Annotated in this window: 12 protein-coding genes; 4 read left to right on the top strand and 8 right to left on the bottom strand. The window is 53.9% G+C overall.

The genetic code is table 11. From position 1 onward, the window contains the following. Positions 1-48 precede the first annotated feature (48 nt). The 4 genes from AC6EMZ_RS21650 to AC6EMZ_RS21635 all read right to left on the bottom strand — a co-directional run bounded on the left by AC6EMZ_RS21650 (position 49) and on the right by AC6EMZ_RS21635 (position 5,348). Positions 49-1,668: an ABC-F family ATP-binding cassette domain-containing protein gene (locus tag AC6EMZ_RS21650; RefSeq protein ID WP_498404903.1), complete on the bottom strand. Its 1,620-nt coding sequence runs from the start codon at positions 1,666-1,668 to the stop codon at positions 49-51. A gap of 225 nt (positions 1,669-1,893) precedes the next feature. Next, positions 1,894-3,963, bottom strand: coding sequence for a glycine--tRNA ligase subunit beta (glyS, locus tag AC6EMZ_RS21645; protein ID WP_498404902.1), 2,070 nt, complete (start codon positions 3,961-3,963; stop codon positions 1,894-1,896). A 9-nt stretch (positions 3,964-3,972) separates the two neighbouring features. Then, the gene (gene glyQ / locus AC6EMZ_RS21640; RefSeq protein ID WP_011915428.1) at positions 3,973-4,884 is read right to left on the bottom strand and encodes a glycine--tRNA ligase subunit alpha; all 912 of its coding nucleotides are present in this window, start codon (positions 4,882-4,884) and stop codon (positions 3,973-3,975) included. Positions 4,885-5,042: 158 nt separating this feature from the next. Next, complete coding sequence (locus tag AC6EMZ_RS21635; protein WP_498404901.1) at positions 5,043-5,348, bottom strand: YsaB family lipoprotein; 306 nt, start codon at positions 5,346-5,348, stop codon at positions 5,043-5,045. Between the two features lie 183 nt (positions 5,349-5,531). Between AC6EMZ_RS21635 and AC6EMZ_RS21630 the strand changes: the two genes are divergently transcribed. Continuing rightward, positions 5,532-6,527, top strand: a complete 996-nt coding sequence (locus AC6EMZ_RS21630; protein WP_498404900.1) for an acyltransferase — start codon at positions 5,532-5,534, stop codon at positions 6,525-6,527. On the opposite strand, the gene AC6EMZ_RS21625 is transcribed toward AC6EMZ_RS21630, so the two are convergent. From AC6EMZ_RS21625 to xylA, 4 genes are all read right to left on the bottom strand, one after another. After that, complete coding sequence (locus AC6EMZ_RS21625; protein WP_498404899.1) at positions 6,520-7,440, bottom strand: GlxA family transcriptional regulator; 921 nt, start codon at positions 7,438-7,440, stop codon at positions 6,520-6,522. The genes AC6EMZ_RS21630 and AC6EMZ_RS21625 overlap by 8 nt on opposite strands. Continuing rightward, positions 7,440-7,979, bottom strand: a complete 540-nt coding sequence (locus tag AC6EMZ_RS21620; RefSeq protein ID WP_498404898.1) for an isochorismatase family protein — start codon at positions 7,977-7,979, stop codon at positions 7,440-7,442. Before AC6EMZ_RS21620 ends, AC6EMZ_RS21625 begins: the two co-directional genes overlap by 1 nt. Positions 7,980-8,083: 104 nt before the next feature. Then, complete coding sequence (xylB, locus tag AC6EMZ_RS21615; protein ID WP_498404897.1) at positions 8,084-9,538, bottom strand: xylulokinase; 1,455 nt, start codon at positions 9,536-9,538, stop codon at positions 8,084-8,086. Between the two features lie 73 nt (positions 9,539-9,611). Next, the gene (xylA, locus tag AC6EMZ_RS21610) at positions 9,612-10,934 is read right to left on the bottom strand and encodes a xylose isomerase (protein ID WP_498404896.1); all 1,323 of its coding nucleotides are present in this window, start codon (positions 10,932-10,934) and stop codon (positions 9,612-9,614) included. Between the two features lie 373 nt (positions 10,935-11,307). Between xylA and xylF the strand changes: the two genes are divergently transcribed. From xylF to xylH, 3 genes are all read left to right on the top strand, one after another. Further along, entirely contained in the window at positions 11,308-12,300 is a 993-nt protein-coding gene (xylF, locus tag AC6EMZ_RS21605; protein WP_498404895.1) for a D-xylose ABC transporter substrate-binding protein, read from the top strand. A gap of 72 nt (positions 12,301-12,372) precedes the next feature. After that, positions 12,373-13,914: a xylose ABC transporter ATP-binding protein gene (locus tag AC6EMZ_RS21600; RefSeq protein WP_498404894.1), complete on the top strand. Its 1,542-nt coding sequence runs from the start codon at positions 12,373-12,375 to the stop codon at positions 13,912-13,914. Then, positions 13,892-15,073 (top strand): xylose ABC transporter permease XylH, encoded by a 1,182-nt coding sequence (gene xylH / locus AC6EMZ_RS21595; protein ID WP_498404893.1) that lies wholly within the window; start codon positions 13,892-13,894, stop codon positions 15,071-15,073. Before AC6EMZ_RS21600 ends, xylH begins: the two co-directional genes overlap by 23 nt. The last annotated feature ends 20 nt before the right edge of the window (positions 15,074-15,093 follow it).

Raw genomic sequence — 15,093 nt, 5'->3', positions numbered from 1 at the left:
GTTGAATAAAAAGTCGTTACCGCCCCCGCCTATGCGGGGGTTTGTGTTTTAGAGCGTCTCGCAATGCCATCCATCATCCCGCCATACCATCTCATGCGTAAGCTTAAGCCCGTCAAGGAACGCGCTATCGTGGGAAACCACCAGCAATGCACCCGGAAAATCCGCCAGTGCGGCTTCGATAGCCTGAACGGAAGCCAAATCCAGATGGTTAGTCGGCTCATCCAGCAGTAGCAGCTGTGTAGATTCTGCTCGCCATAACACGCAGGCCAGCGCGGCCTTCAGGCGTTCGCCGCCGCTCAGTTCAGCTAACGGCAGCGACACTTTATCTGCGCCAAGCTGAAGCTGCGCCAGACGGGTGCGCAGCGTGCCCTCTTCCAGCGGCGTATTGTGCAGATTGAGATGCGTGATGACCGACTGCGTAAGATCCAGCTGCGACAAATGCTGATCGAGCCAGGCCGTTTTCACCGACAGGCGGCAACTCCCCGATACCGGTTCACATTCGCCGAGGATCACCTTCATCAACGTTGATTTACCGCAGCCATTCGGGCCACGTAGCGCGACCCGCATTGGGCCGGCCATGCGCCAGTTAATCGGGGGGATTGCTACGTACGGCAGCACCACATCCTCCAGTACGAGCACCTGTTTTCCTTCCGCAATCTGGCTGCCTGGCAGCGTAAACATCACGGGGCTTTCGGCTTCGACGCGTGCTCGCGCCTGATTGACCGCAGCGTTCAGCGCGTCATTTTGCTCACTATGCTGGCTGCGCCACGCACCCGGACGCTCCTTCGCGGCCATTTTGTATTTAACCCGTTCAAATGAGGCAATGTTAAGGCTATCCACCGTCCGCAGCGTTTTCGCTGACCGCCTGAGGCTATCGTCATGCTCTTTCTGCATACGGACGCGGGTACGTTTGCGCTCGGTTGCCGCGTGTTCCAGCGCCGCGCGGGCAGCCTGCTGCTCAGCATCCCGCTGCTGCCGATAGTCAGCGTAATTACCGCCAAAGCTGCGCAGCCCCGCGACGCTCAGTTCCAGAATGCGCGGAACTTTTGCGAGCAGCTCACGATCGTGAGACGCCACCAGCACGCCGCCGCGCTGACGGGCAAGCCGGGCGTAAAACCACTCTCGCCCCGGTCTGTCGAGGTGGTTAGTGGGTTCATCCAGCAGTAAATAGTCGGCATCGGCGGTAAATGCACCGCAAAGCAGCGCCCGGACGCGCTCGCCGCCGCTGAGTTCTGAAGCCAGCCTGCCTGGCTCAAACGTGGGAAGGTGCGCGATGGCGAACGCCTCGCTCAGACGTTCTGTTAAATCCCAGAATCCGTCGAGACGCTCCAGATCGTCAGGCTGATAATCACCACTGTCGATACGTGTGCGGGCAGCAAAAATACGCTCGTATCCGAGCAGCTCAGCAAGCGTAGTGTAGGGGGAAATATCGTGCTGCTGCGCCACATAAACAGAAGTACCGCTACGTTCGATATGGCCACTCGCAGGCTCGTCCAGCCCGGCCAGCAACCGCATGAGCCGCGTTTTGCCGCTGCCGTTACGGCCAACCAGCGCGGATAGCGACGGTTCAAGCGAAAGATTCAGGGGACCAAAAAGGGTATCGCCCGTCGCAAACTGACAGGTAACCTGATGCAAAATAAAAGAAGGGGACTTCGCAAAATGAGCCATAAACACTCCTGAATGAAATCAAAACATCCCCTGCCGACGCGATGGCGTTTAGCAAGGATCGAAATTCATCAGTCGTGGTTGTTCATTTTTGGGGGGCGCTCCGGGGGAGAAAGTTAACGGGAGACAGGATAGCGGTAATTTGTTGACCATTTCAAGGTTAAATTTTCATCATGTCGCTATAAAAAAACCCGCCGAAGCGGGTTTTATAGCACCTGAAAGTCACCGTTACTGCAACAGCGAAATATCCGCCACGCGCAGGAACAGCTCGCGCAGTTTTTCGAGCATAGAGAGACGGTTGATACGCAGGTCTTTATCCTCGACGTTCACCATCACTTTCTCGAAGAAGGCATCAATCACTTCACGCAGCTCGGCCAGTTCAACCAGCGCTTCCTGATAGCGACCGTCCTTAAACAGCGGCTCCAGCTTGTCACGCATCACAACCACCTGCAGCGCCAACGCGATTTCTTCTGGCTCTTTCAACGTCGCGGCGTTCACACGCTCGTTCAGCGTCTCTTCAGACTTCGCCAGAATGTTGGACACACGTTTGTTGGCCGCAGCCAGCGCAGATGCTGCTTCCAGGGTACGGAAGTGCGAAACCGCCTTCATACGTGCATCGAAATCTGCTGGACGGGTCGGACGACGCGCCAGTACCGCCTGAATGGTATCGACGGTGTAACCTTCGTCTTGATACCAGGCGCGGAAGCGACCCAGCATAAAGTCGATAACGTCATCCACCACCTTCGCGTTGGTCAGCTTGTCGCCGTACAGACGCACCGCTTCTTCGGTCAAGGTTTGCAGATCCAGGTTGAGGTTCTTCTCAACGATGATGCGCAGCACGCCCAGTGCGGCACGACGCAGCGCAAACGGATCTTTGTCACCTTTAGGATGCTGACCGATACCGAAGATACCCGCGAGGGTGTCCATTTTGTCGGCAATCGCTACGGCACAAGCAACAGGATTTGACGGCAGGTCATCACCCGCAAAGCGCGGCTGATACTGCTCGTTCAGCGCAACGGCCACATCTTCTGCTTCGCCGTCGTGACGCGCGTAGTGCATGCCCATCACGCCCTGGGTGTCGGTAAACTCAAACACCATGTTGGTCATCAGGTCGCACTTGGACAGCAGGCCTGCACGGGTCGCATGATTCACATCCGCACCGATTTCACGGGCAATCCAACCGGACAGCTCAGCAATACGGTCGGTCTTGTCGCGCAACGTGCCCAGTTGCTGCTGGAACAGCACGGTTTGCAGACGCGGCAGATGATCTTCCAGACGTTTTTTGCGATCGGTATTGAAGAAGAACTCAGCGTCCGCCAGACGTGGACGAACCACTTTCTCGTTACCGGAGATAATCTGAATCGGATCTTTGGATTCGATATTGGCCACGAAGATAAAGTTCGGCAGCAGTTTGCCGTCAGTCGCGTAGACCGGGAAGTACTTCTGGTCACCCTTCATGGTGTAAACCAGCGCTTCAGCCGGAACGGCGAGGAATTTCTCTTCGAACTTTGCGGTCAGGACGACAGGCCATTCCACCAGCGAGGTCACTTCTTCCAGCAGGCTTTCGCTCAGATCGGCGTTACCACCGATTTTGCGCGCCGCTTCTTCAGCATCCGCTTTGATTTTAGCTTTACGCAGTTCGTAATCAGCAATGACTTTACCGCGCTCCAGCAGGATTTGCGGATACTGATCGGCATTGTCGATGGTGAACTCAGGCTCGCCCATAAAGCGGTGGCCGCGGATCACGCGATCGGATTTGATGCCCAAAATGGTCGCCGGGATAACCGCATCACCCAGTAGCAGGGTGACAGTATGAACCGGGCGCACAAAGTGCACGTCAGACGCGCCCCAGCGCATCAGTTTTGGGATCGGCAGCTTTGCCAGAGACGTCGCAATCATGTTCGGCAGCAGCGCTTCTGCGCTTTCGCCTTTGACATGCGCACGATACAGCAGCCATTCACCTTTATCGGTGGTCAGACGCTCGGCCTGGTCAACGGTGATACCGCAACCACGCGCCCAGCCTTCTGCTGCTTTGCTCGGTTTCCCCTCGGCGTCAAACGCCTGAGAAATCGCCGGGCCGCGCTTTTCAACTTCGCGATCGGCCTGAGAAGCGGCCAAATTTGCCACTTTCAACGCCAGACGGCGCGGTGCAGCAAACCATTCAATATTACCGTGCATCAGGCCAGCGTTATCCAGCTCAGCCGTCACGTTCGCAGCAAAGGATTCCGCCAGGCTGCGCAGGGCTTTTGGTGGCAGCTCTTCAGTGCCGATTTCCACCAGGAAAGTTTTATCAGACATGGCCGCCTCTTATTTATTTCGGTTGCACATCGGGAAGCCAAGGGCTTCACGGGACGCGTAGTAAGCTTCTGCAACGGCTTTGGTCAGCGTGCGAATACGCAAAATATAACGCTGACGTTCAGTCACGGAGATGGCTTTACGGGCATCAAGCAGGTTAAAGCTATGGGCGGCCTTCAGAATGCGCTCGTAGGCTGGCAGCGGCAGTGGAGTCTCCAGCGCCAGCAGCTGCTGTGCTTCTTTCTCGTACTGCTCGAAGCAGGTGAACAGGAAGTCCACATCCGCGTATTCGAAGTTATAGGTGGATTGCTCCACTTCGTTCTGATGGAACACGTCGCCGTAAGTGGTTTTACCCAGCGGGCCGTCGCTCCAGACCAGGTCGTAAACGCTGTCTACGCCCTGAATGTACATTGCCAGACGTTCCAGACCGTAGGTGATTTCACCGGTGATCGGCTTACATTCCAGACCACCCACCTGCTGGAAGTAAGTGAACTGCGTCACTTCCATGCCGTTTAGCCACACTTCCCAGCCCAGACCCCAGGCACCCAGCGTTGGGTTTTCCCAGTTATCTTCCACAAAACGAATATCATGAATGGTGGGATCCACGCCCAGCTCTTTCAGTGAACCGAGGTACAGTTCCTGAATATTGTCCGGTGAGGGTTTAATCACCACCTGGAACTGATAATAGTGCTGTAAGCGGTTTGGGTTTTCGCCATAACGACCATCGGTCGGACGGCGGGATGGCTGCACATAGGCTGTTGCCATCGGTTCTGGCCCCAACGCACGCAAGCTGGTCATCGGGTGTGAAGTGCCGGCGCCCACTTCCATGTCCAAAGGTTGAACGATGGTGCAGCCCTGACGAGCCCAGTAATCCTGTAAAGTCAGGATCAGGCCCTGGAAGGTCTTGGTATCAAACTTTTGCATAGTTTTTCGTGCTGGATACGTGTGTTTTGAATGGAAGCGATCAGTATACCCGCTGACTGCAAGATATACAGTACGAAACGGGGTTGTTTAGGGAAAATTGGGAAATAAGGCGTTCCGCCAGTGCGGCACGCGGGCTGGCCAGCGTGATCACAGAGGCGTTAGCGCATAGAGAGATGTAAAAACTGCCCTTCCGGGTCAAAAGAACAGACAAAGCTCTCTTTACGCGCAGTATATCCACGCAGCTCATAGCTTCCCTGAAACTGTTCAAAACCGGTCACGTCAATTTTTTGAGTTCCGGTATTATAACGATGCGCAGCCTGATCCTTACAAAGCTGTTCCATATTTAACGACCGCTCCGGGCTCACTTTGCTTTTTTGCGCTTTTTGAACCGGGCCGTCATCGGGTGAACTGCATCCCGCAAGCAATACGACCACAATGAGTGATACAACACGCTTCATCATCATTTTTATTACCGCCTTTCTTCAGGGCTGTTATTTTTAATATCAATGCTTTTATAGATCATGGTCCGGCATTCTGCGAACCTCTCCCCCGCTTCACAAGTCTGGAACACGACAATCAGATTTATCCAGTGAGAGGCCTAAGAAGATTCATGGTCAGACCGTTTTTAGGATGGAACAGAGGAAGTGATGCAGTCAAAAATTAACTGGATAGACAACTTGCGAGGGATTGCCTGCTTGATGGTAGTGATGATTCATACCACCACCTGGTATATCACCAATGCGCACAGCATCAGTCCGCTCAACTGGGATATCGCCAATATCCTTAACTCTGCTTCACGCGTCAGCGTTCCACTCTTCTTCATGATTTCCGGTTTTTTGTTCTTTGGCGAACGCAGCGCCCAGCCGCGTCATTTTGTGCGTATCGCGCTGTGCCTGCTGTTTTACAGCGCCATAGCGCTGCTTTATATCACTTTGTTCACCTCCATCAACGCAGAGCTGTCGCTTAAGAACTTACTACAAAAACCGGTTTTCTATCACCTGTGGTTTTTCTTCGCCATTATCGTTATTTACCTGGTTTCACCGCTTATTCAGGTCAAAAACGTCGGCGGCAAGATGCTGCTGGCGCTGATGGTGGTTATTGGCCTGCTTGCCAATCCTAATACTGTCTCACAGAAAATTGGCGGCTTTGAATGGCTGCCGATTAATCTTTATATCAACGGCGATACGTTTTACTACGTGATTTATGGCCTGCTGGGTCGCGCCATCGGGATGATGGATACGAGCAAGCCACGGCTGACGTGGCTTTGCGCCGCGCTATTTATCGTCGCGGTGTTTATTATTTCACGCGGAACGCTGCACGAGCTGCGCTGGCGCGGAAACTTTGCCGATACCTGGTATTTGTACTGTGGCCCGATGGTCTTTATCTGTGCCGTCTCCCTGCTCACGCTGGTGAAAAACACGCTCAACGCGCGCCCTCTGCCCGTGCTGGGGTTAATTTCGAAGCACTCGCTGGGGATTTATGGTTTTCACGCGTTGGTGATCCACGCTCTGCGCACCCGAGGCGTTGAGTTCAAAAGCTGGCCGCTGCTCGATATCCTGTGGATATTCTCCGCCACGCTTTTGATAAGCCTGCTGCTATCGATGCTATTGCAGCGAATCGATACGCGCCGATTGGTTAGTTAACGATACGCTGTTTAGCGCGATGAAACTGACGCGGTGACGAAAATCCAGCGGCGATGGCCGCCTGCTCAACGCCACGCCCCTGTAGCAACCATTGCTGGGCGATCGCCAGCCGGAGCTGCTCCAGGTAATCGCGCACGCTAATGCCTAAATGTTCATGGAAAAGCCGGGTTAAATGGCGCGGACTCACGTGCGCCAGCGCCGCGATATCCACCAGCTGCCAGCCTTTTTGCGGCTCTGCCGTTAGCGCGTCTTGCGCACGATGTATTGCCGGATGCAGATGGTTGCGATAGCGCAGCCACGGCGAAAGCTGTGGATCGTCGCCCGATCGCCGGAACCAGACCACCATTTCCCGCGCCACCGCCAGCGCCTTTTCGGCGCCGCACAGACGGTTAATCATGTGCAGTGCCAGGTCGATACCCGAGGTGATCCCGGCGCTGGTCCAGATATTTTTATCCTGCACGAAAATTCGATTCTCTTTGATCAACGCCCCCGGCGCAGCGGCGCGCAAACGCGCGATGACATCATGGTGGGTAGTGCATTGCTTTCCCGTCAACAGGCCAGATTTGGCGGCCAGTAGCGCACCGGAACAGACGCACATCACGGTAATCGCCTGACGCTGGATCTCAGGCTGCAATCGCATCAGCCAGTGCTGAATGCTCAGCGCCTGAGGCGTCGAAAATTGATATGTCGAGTCAGTGACGCCCGGCAGGACCAACAGGCTGCCTTCTGGCAGGCTCGCTGGTAGCGGCGTAATACCGCTCATCGTCAGGCCAATGGATGTGGGGACCTCAACCTCTGGGCCGATGTAATGCAGGCGAAAGGCATCGCCTGCCAGCACAAACGTTTCGGCAGGGCCGGTCATATCCAGCGACAGCACCCCAGGCAACATCACAAACCAGACGTCAATACTCATCAGAGCGACTCCAGCGTCTCCGCAACGGTTTTAATATCAGCAAAACGCCCGTCCAGCACCGTTTCGGTACGATGGCGCAGGTCATCGGTATCGAGCGTAATGCCCTTATGCGTCATTGGGAAGGTCAGCGTGGCTTCACTCACAAAGATAACGGCATAGCCCAAATCCGACGCCACTCGCGCGGTAGTTTCACAGCATTGTTCCGTACGAAGACCGCTAATAATAAGACGATTAATATCGCGCTCGCGCAGCCAGCGATCGAGCCCAGTATCGGTAAAGGCATTATGAACATGTTTCTGGAAAATTACCGCAGGCTGATGACGCAAAAAGGACATCGGTGTGACAGAGCCACTTTGCAAAGAGAATGGCCCACTCTCGTCTACATGAAAGATATCAACAACCGGAACCCCACGCGATTCACAGCCTTCGATAAGCCCAAGAAGCGCCTGCTGGAACTCCGGAAAGCCTTTTTCCTGCCAGTATTCGCGATGATGAAAGGACTGCTGGGTGTCGATATTAAGTAATGCGGTACGTGACATGGTGAGACTCCTCGCCGGTGGGTGTAACCCTATACTGACGAGGAGTGGAACTGATGAGAATACCAAAAAAGGACATCCTAACGTCGCTTAAGGACAACCTGCGATTACGACATTAATGGTAGAAGTTGCTGATAGATTTTGCGGAACACTTCCCGTCGTTCAGCGTAACGCGCATGGCGCGCGGCGTCTGGACGATGCTCCTGCTCCAGCCTCAATTGCGGCAGCAGTTGAGACAAGGGTTTGTCGGGATTTACGGCAATCTGCGCCAGACGGGCCGCGCCCAAAGCTGGCCCCACGTCACCACCGGTACGGTAATCCAGCTGGAATCCGCTGATATCCGCTAACATTTGCCGCCAGTAGCGACTCCGCGCGCCGCCACCGATAAGCGTAATGCTGGTCGGTTTCAACCCACAATCGTTTACCACATCCATGCCGTCAGCTAGCGCATAGCCCACGCCTTCCAGCACCGCGCGCGCCAGTTCTGCCGGGCCATGCTGATGGGTTAAGCCAAAGAATACGCCTTTAGCCTGCGGGTTATTGTGGGGGGTACGCTCACCGGAAAGGTAAGGCAGGAACCACACCGTACCGGCATTTTCATCAGCCTGTTGTGCCGCGGCGATCAGCGCCGGGACATCTTCAAGACCGGTCAGCTTTGCCGCCCAGTCCAGGCATGACGCCGCACTGAGCATGACCGACATCAGATGCCATTTTCCCGGCAGCGCGTGGCAGAAACTGTGCACGGCGCTTTCCGGATTGCTGCGATAACCGTCACTCACGGCGAAATAGACGCCCGATGTGCCCAGCGAAAGCATCGCCTGACCCGCATCCATCATGCCAACACCCACGGCACCTGCTGCGTTATCGCCGCCACCAGCCACCACCGGCACCACGGGTAAATTCCAACGCACGGCTATCGATGACTGTAGCGTACCGGTGATTTCGCTGCCTTCGAAAAGGGCAGGCATATGGTCACGCGTGAGCTGACAGGCATCGAGCATCGCCTCGCTCCAGTCACGTTTCGCAACGTCAAGCCACATGGTGCCCGCCGCGTCCGACATATCGCTGGCGAAAACGCCCGTCATGCGAAAACGCAGATAATCTTTTGGCAGTAATACTTTATCAACCTGGCGGAAAATCTCAGGCTCATGACGCTGCACCCACAGCAGTTTTGGCGCGGTAAAACCTGGCATCATCAAATTGCCGGTTATCTCGCGTGACGTTGGCACACGCTCTTCCAGGATCGCACACTCTTCAGCGCAGCGACCGTCATTCCATAAAATGGCAGGACGCAGAACACGATGGGCGCTATCCAGCAGCGTCGCGCCGTGCATTTGCCCGGCAATGCCTAATGCTTTAACGTCTTGCAGACTATGCTGCTCGCCTAAGGCGACTAACGCGCGATCCGTCGCTTGCCACCACTGTTCGGGGTCTTGCTCTGACCATAACGGGTGTGGGCGCGAGACGTGCAGCTTTTCAGTTTGCGTCGCCAGTACCTCGCCCTTTTCGCTTAACAGGATGGCTTTCACACCCGATGTGCCAAGATCAATCCCGATATACATTGCGATGACTCCTTAAAAAGAAATGCCCGGTGGCGCTATGCTTACCGGGCCGACTAACGTCTTCAGCTACGCATTACTTGTCGAAAAGATAATGATTAACCAGGTTCTCCAGCAGCTCCTGATGACCGCTCTGGTGGCTCGGCGCCAGGCTATGCTGTTCAGCGTACTTCGCTATCTCAGCAAGCGATAACTGGCCTTTTAAGATTTGCTGACCCAGCTCACTGTTCCAGCCGGAATAACGCTTCGCTACACGCTTGTCTAACTCACCGTCTTCGATCATGCGCGCCGCAACTTTCAGCGCCAGCGCCATGGTGTCCATTGCACCAATGTGACCGTAGAACAGATCGTATTTGTCGGTGCTCTGGCGGCGTACTTTGGCGTCAAAATTCAGGCCACCCGTAGTAAAGCCACCCGCTTTGATGATTTCATACATCACCAGTGCATTCTCTTCGACGCTGATTGGGAACTGGTCGGTATCCCAACCCAGCTGCGGATCGCCACGGTTTGCATCGACCGAACCAAAGATGCCCAGCGCAATGGCAGAAGCAATTTCATGATGGAAAGTGTGCCCTGCCAGCGTGGCGTGGTTCGCTTCGATATTTACTTTGATCTCTTTTTCCAGACCAAACTGCTTCAGGAAGCCATACACGGTTGCCACGTCGTAGTCATACTGATGCTTAGTCGGTTCCTGCGGTTTTGGCTCAATGAGCAACGTGCCACGGAAGCCGATTTTATGTTTGTGCTCGACCACCATCTGCATGAAGCGACCAATTTGCTCACGTTCCTGACGCAGGTCGGTATTGAGCAGGGTTTCATAACCTTCACGACCGCCCCACAGCACGTAGTTTTCGCCGCCCAACTGATGCGTGGCATCCATTGCCGTGACCACCTGAGTGGCTGCCCAACTGAACACTTCCGGATCCGGATTCGTCGCCGCACCCGCACCGTAACGCGGATTCGTGAAGCAGTTTGCAGTACCCCACAGCAGCTTGACGCCGCTTTGCTGCTGTTTTTCGCCAAGATAATCCACCATCTGTGCAAAATTGCTCAGATACTCTTTCAGCGACGCGCCTTCCGGGGACACATCAACATCGTGGAAGCAGTAATACGGTACGTTCAGCTTGTGGAAGAATTCAAACGCGACGTCAGCTTTGCGCTTAGCCAGCTCCAGCGCATCACCCGGCTGCTGCCATGGACGGTCAAACGAACCGACACCGAACATATCCGCGCCATTCCAGCAGAAAGTGTGCCAGTAGCAGGCGGCAAAACGCAGGTGATCTTCCATACGCTTACCTAATACCAGCTCATCCGGATTGTAGTGACGAAATGCTAAAGGATTGGTGGATTTCGGGCCTTCGTAGCGAACACGGTCGAGTTGGTCAAAATAAGCTTGCATATTGAACTCCATAATCAAGAGGTGCGGCGAGTCATCGATAATGGAGTAATAGTGAATACACATTTCAAGTTGCTCAATTACGTTATTTCACACTGGCATTAAGAGAATGCACAAACGTGCGCTGGCTCGCAAAATTAATGCTCAAACAAACGAATCTTCAGCGCTTATTCCAGAATCGAGTGTAATTAATAAGTTACGCATTTTAAAATCAGATCACGGTCATAAATTCGCAAATAAACCAAATATCATAATGAGAAGATAAAAATCTGTAATTGCTAGTTTTCCATTCCACGTTAAGAATTTGCTGCGTATCTGGCAGTGAATGATTCTTTTACCTCAGTATCACCACCCTACAGAAAAAGGTAATATAATTATGACGATAAAAAACCTGTGCCTTACTCTCTGCGCTTCGCTACTGCTAACAAGCATTGTGGGGCATGCAAAAGAAGTCAAAATCGGGATGGCTATTGACGATCTCCGCCTTGAACGCTGGCAAAAAGATCGCGATATTTTTGTGAAGAAAGCAGAGTCTCTCGGTGCAAAAGTGTTTGTTCAATCTGCGAATGGCAATGAAGAAACGCAAATGTCGCAAATTGAAAATATGATTAACCGTGGCGTTGATGTACTGGTTATTATTCCTTACAACGGTCAGGTGTTAAGTAATGTGGTAAAAGAAGCCAAACAAGAAGGCATTAAGATTTTGGCTTACGATCGCATGATAAATAATGCTGATATTGATTTTTATATTTCGTTCGACAATGAAAAAGTCGGTGAAATTCAGGCGCAAAGTCTGGTCGACAAAGTGCCTCAGGGGAATTATTTCCTGATGGGCGGCTCACCGGTCGATAACAACGCCAAATTGTTCCGCGCAGGCCAAATGAAAGTGCTCAAACCCTATATCGACGAGGGCAAAATTAAAGTCGTTGGCGATCAGTGGGCCGATGGCTGGCTGCCAGAAAATGCATTAAAGATCATGGAAAATGCGCTCACCGCCAACAATAACAAAATTGATGCCGTTGTCGCCTCCAACGACGCCACCGCAGGCGGCGCTATTCAGGCACTGAGCGCACAAGGTCTGGCAGGGAAAGTCGCCATTTCAGGGCAAGATGCCGACCTGGCAGGCGTAAAACGTATTCTCAACGGGACCCAGACGATGACGGTCTACAAACCGATCACCGAACTCGCCAACACGGCGGCAGAAATCGCCGTTGAACTGGGTAACGGTCAGCAACCTAAAGCAGATTCTTCACTCAACAACGGCCTGAAAGATGTGCCTGCACGCCTGTTGACCCCAATCGAGGTCAACAAAGAAAACATCGACGCCACCATCATCAAAGACGGCTTCCATAAAAAGAGCGAGCTGTAATCCAACGCCGCCCCTGCTCTGCGGGGGCTCGGAGACTTGTACGGTTCTACCTTCGGGTCATATGGAGCAGTTATGCCTTATTTACTTGAAATGAAAAGTATCACCAAAGCCTTTGGCGCAGTGAAAGCCGTCGACAACGTTAGCCTGAGGTTGAATCCGGGCGAAATCGTCTCCCTGTGCGGTGAAAATGGCTCTGGCAAATCCACGCTAATGAAAGTTCTGTGCGGAATTTATCCACACGGTAGCTATGAAGGCGAAATTGTATTTGCAGGAGAAACGTTGCAGGCAGCCCATATTCGCGATACGGAACGTAAAGGCATCGCCATTATTCATCAGGAACTGGCGTTGGTGAAACATCTGACCGTTCTGGAGAATATTTTCCTCGGGGCGGAGATTTCACGTCACGGCGTGCTGGACTACGACACCATGACGCTGCGCAGTGAAAAACTGCTCGCGCAGGTGAGCCTGGCCATTTCGCCCAATACGCGAGTCGGGGATCTGGGGCTTGGGCAGCAGCAACTGGTCGAAATCGCCAAGGCGCTCAACAAACAGGTGCGTCTGCTGATACTCGACGAACCCACCGCCTCCCTCACTGAACAAGAAACCGCGGTACTGCTCAATATCATCCGCGATCTGCAAAACCACGGCATTGCCTGCATTTACATCTCGCACAAACTCAATGAAGTGAAAGCCATTTCGGACACCATCTGTGTCATTCGTGATGGACAGCATATTGGTACACGCGCCGCTACGGGCATGAGTGAAGATGACATCATCACCATGATGGTAGGCCGTGAGCTCACGGCGCTGTATCCAAACGAACCGCACACCACCGGAGCCGAAATTCTCCGCGTCGAAAACCTGACCGCATGGCATCCGGTCAATCGTCATATTAAACGCGCTAACGACGTTTCTTTTTCGCTGCATCGCGGTGAAATTCTCGGTATCGCTGGGCTGGTGGGTGCAGGGCGAACTGAGGCCGTACAGTGTCTGTTTGGCGTCTGGCCCGGGCGCTGGGAAGGGAAAATTTTTATCGACGGCCAACAGGTGCAGATAAACAGCTGTCAGCAGGCGATTGCCCACGGCATCGCCATGGTGCCGGAGGATCGCAAAAAGGACGGAATCGTGCCGGTCATGGCGGTGGGCAAAAACATCACCCTGGCAGCGCTTGATCAGTTTTCAGGCACGCTGAGCAGCCTGGATGACGCCGCAGAACAGCAATGCATTCTTCAGTCTTTGTCCCGACTTAAAGTCAAAACATCGTCCCCCGACCTGGCGATTGGTCGTCTGAGCGGCGGTAATCAACAAAAAGCCATTCTGGCGCGCTGCCTGCTGCTTAATCCCCGGATGTTGATTCTGGATGAACCGACGCGCGGAATCGATATTGGCGCGAAATACGAAATCTACAAGCTCATCAACCAGCTGGTTCAGCAGGGGATCGCCGTTATCGTGATCTCGTCTGAACTGCCTGAAGTGCTCGGCCTGAGCGACCGCGTGCTGGTCATGCACGAAGGTAAGCTCAAAGCCAATCTGATTAACCAAAACCTGACGCAGGAACAGGTAATGGAAGCCGCATTAAGGAGCGAACGCCATGTCGAAAAGCAACCCGTCTGAGCTCAAAGTCGCCGTCCCCGCGCCCGGCGCGTTCTCGGGGCTAAAGGCCTTAAATCTACAAGTTTTCGTCATGATCGCCGCGATTATCGCGATTATGCTGTTCTTCACCTGGATGACCGACGGCTCTTATCTGAGCGCACGTAACATCTCTAACCTGCTACGTCAGACCGCTATCACCGGTATTCTGGCTGTCGGGATGGTCTTCGTGATTATCTCTGCGGAAATCGACCTGTCGGTCGGCTCGATGATGGGCCTATTAGGTGGTGTTGCGGCAATCTTCGATGTCTGGCTGGGCTGGCCTTTACCGCTGACCATTGCGGTTACGCTGGTACTCGGCCTGCTACTGGGCACCTGGAACGGTTGGTGGGTCGCCTATCGCAAAGTGCCTTCTTTCATTGTCACGCTGGCTGGGATGCTGGCATTTCGCGGCATTCTCATTGGTATCACCAACGGCACGACCGTTTCCCCAACAAGCGCGTCGATGTCGCAAATTGGTCAAAGCTACCTCTCCGATGGGCTTGGCTTCACTCTCGGTGCGATCGGCCTGATGGCGTTTGTAGGCTGGCAGTGGCGGGGGCGGATGCGCCGTCAGGCAATGGGTCTCACGGCTCCAGCTTCAACGTCCGTTATCGGACGTCAGGCATTAACCGCAGTGATCGTACTGGGGGCTATCTGGCTTCTCAATGACTACCGTGGCGTTCCCACTCCCGTACTGATCCTTACGCTGCTACTGCTCGCAGGCATGTTTATGGCCACCCGTACCGCCTTTGGCCGACGTATTTACGCCATTGGTGGAAATATCGAAGCAGCAAGGCTGTCAGGCATTAACGTCGAACGCACCAAGCTTGCGGTGTTCGCGATTAACGGCCTGATGGTTGCCATTGCAGGGTTGATTCTGAGCTCACGATTGGGCGCAGGCTCTCCGTCGGCTGGGAACATCGCCGAACTGGATGCTATTGCTGCCTGTGTCATTGGCGGCACCAGTCTCGCTGGGGGTATTGGTAGCGTAGCGGGCGCAGTGATGGGCGCATTTATTATGGCTTCTCTGGACAACGGAATGAGTATGATGGACGTCCCGACGTTCTGGCAGTATATCGTTAAGGGCGCAATCCTGTTGCTGGCAGTGTGGATGGATTCCGCGACCAAGCGACGGGCCTAGAACCATTTATTTGGGAATGA

This window comes from Enterobacter sp. SCRI0065 (assembly GCF_059766475.1).
The sequence above is the reverse complement of the archived record's forward strand: the minus strand, read 5'-3'. Positions and strand labels throughout refer to the sequence as shown.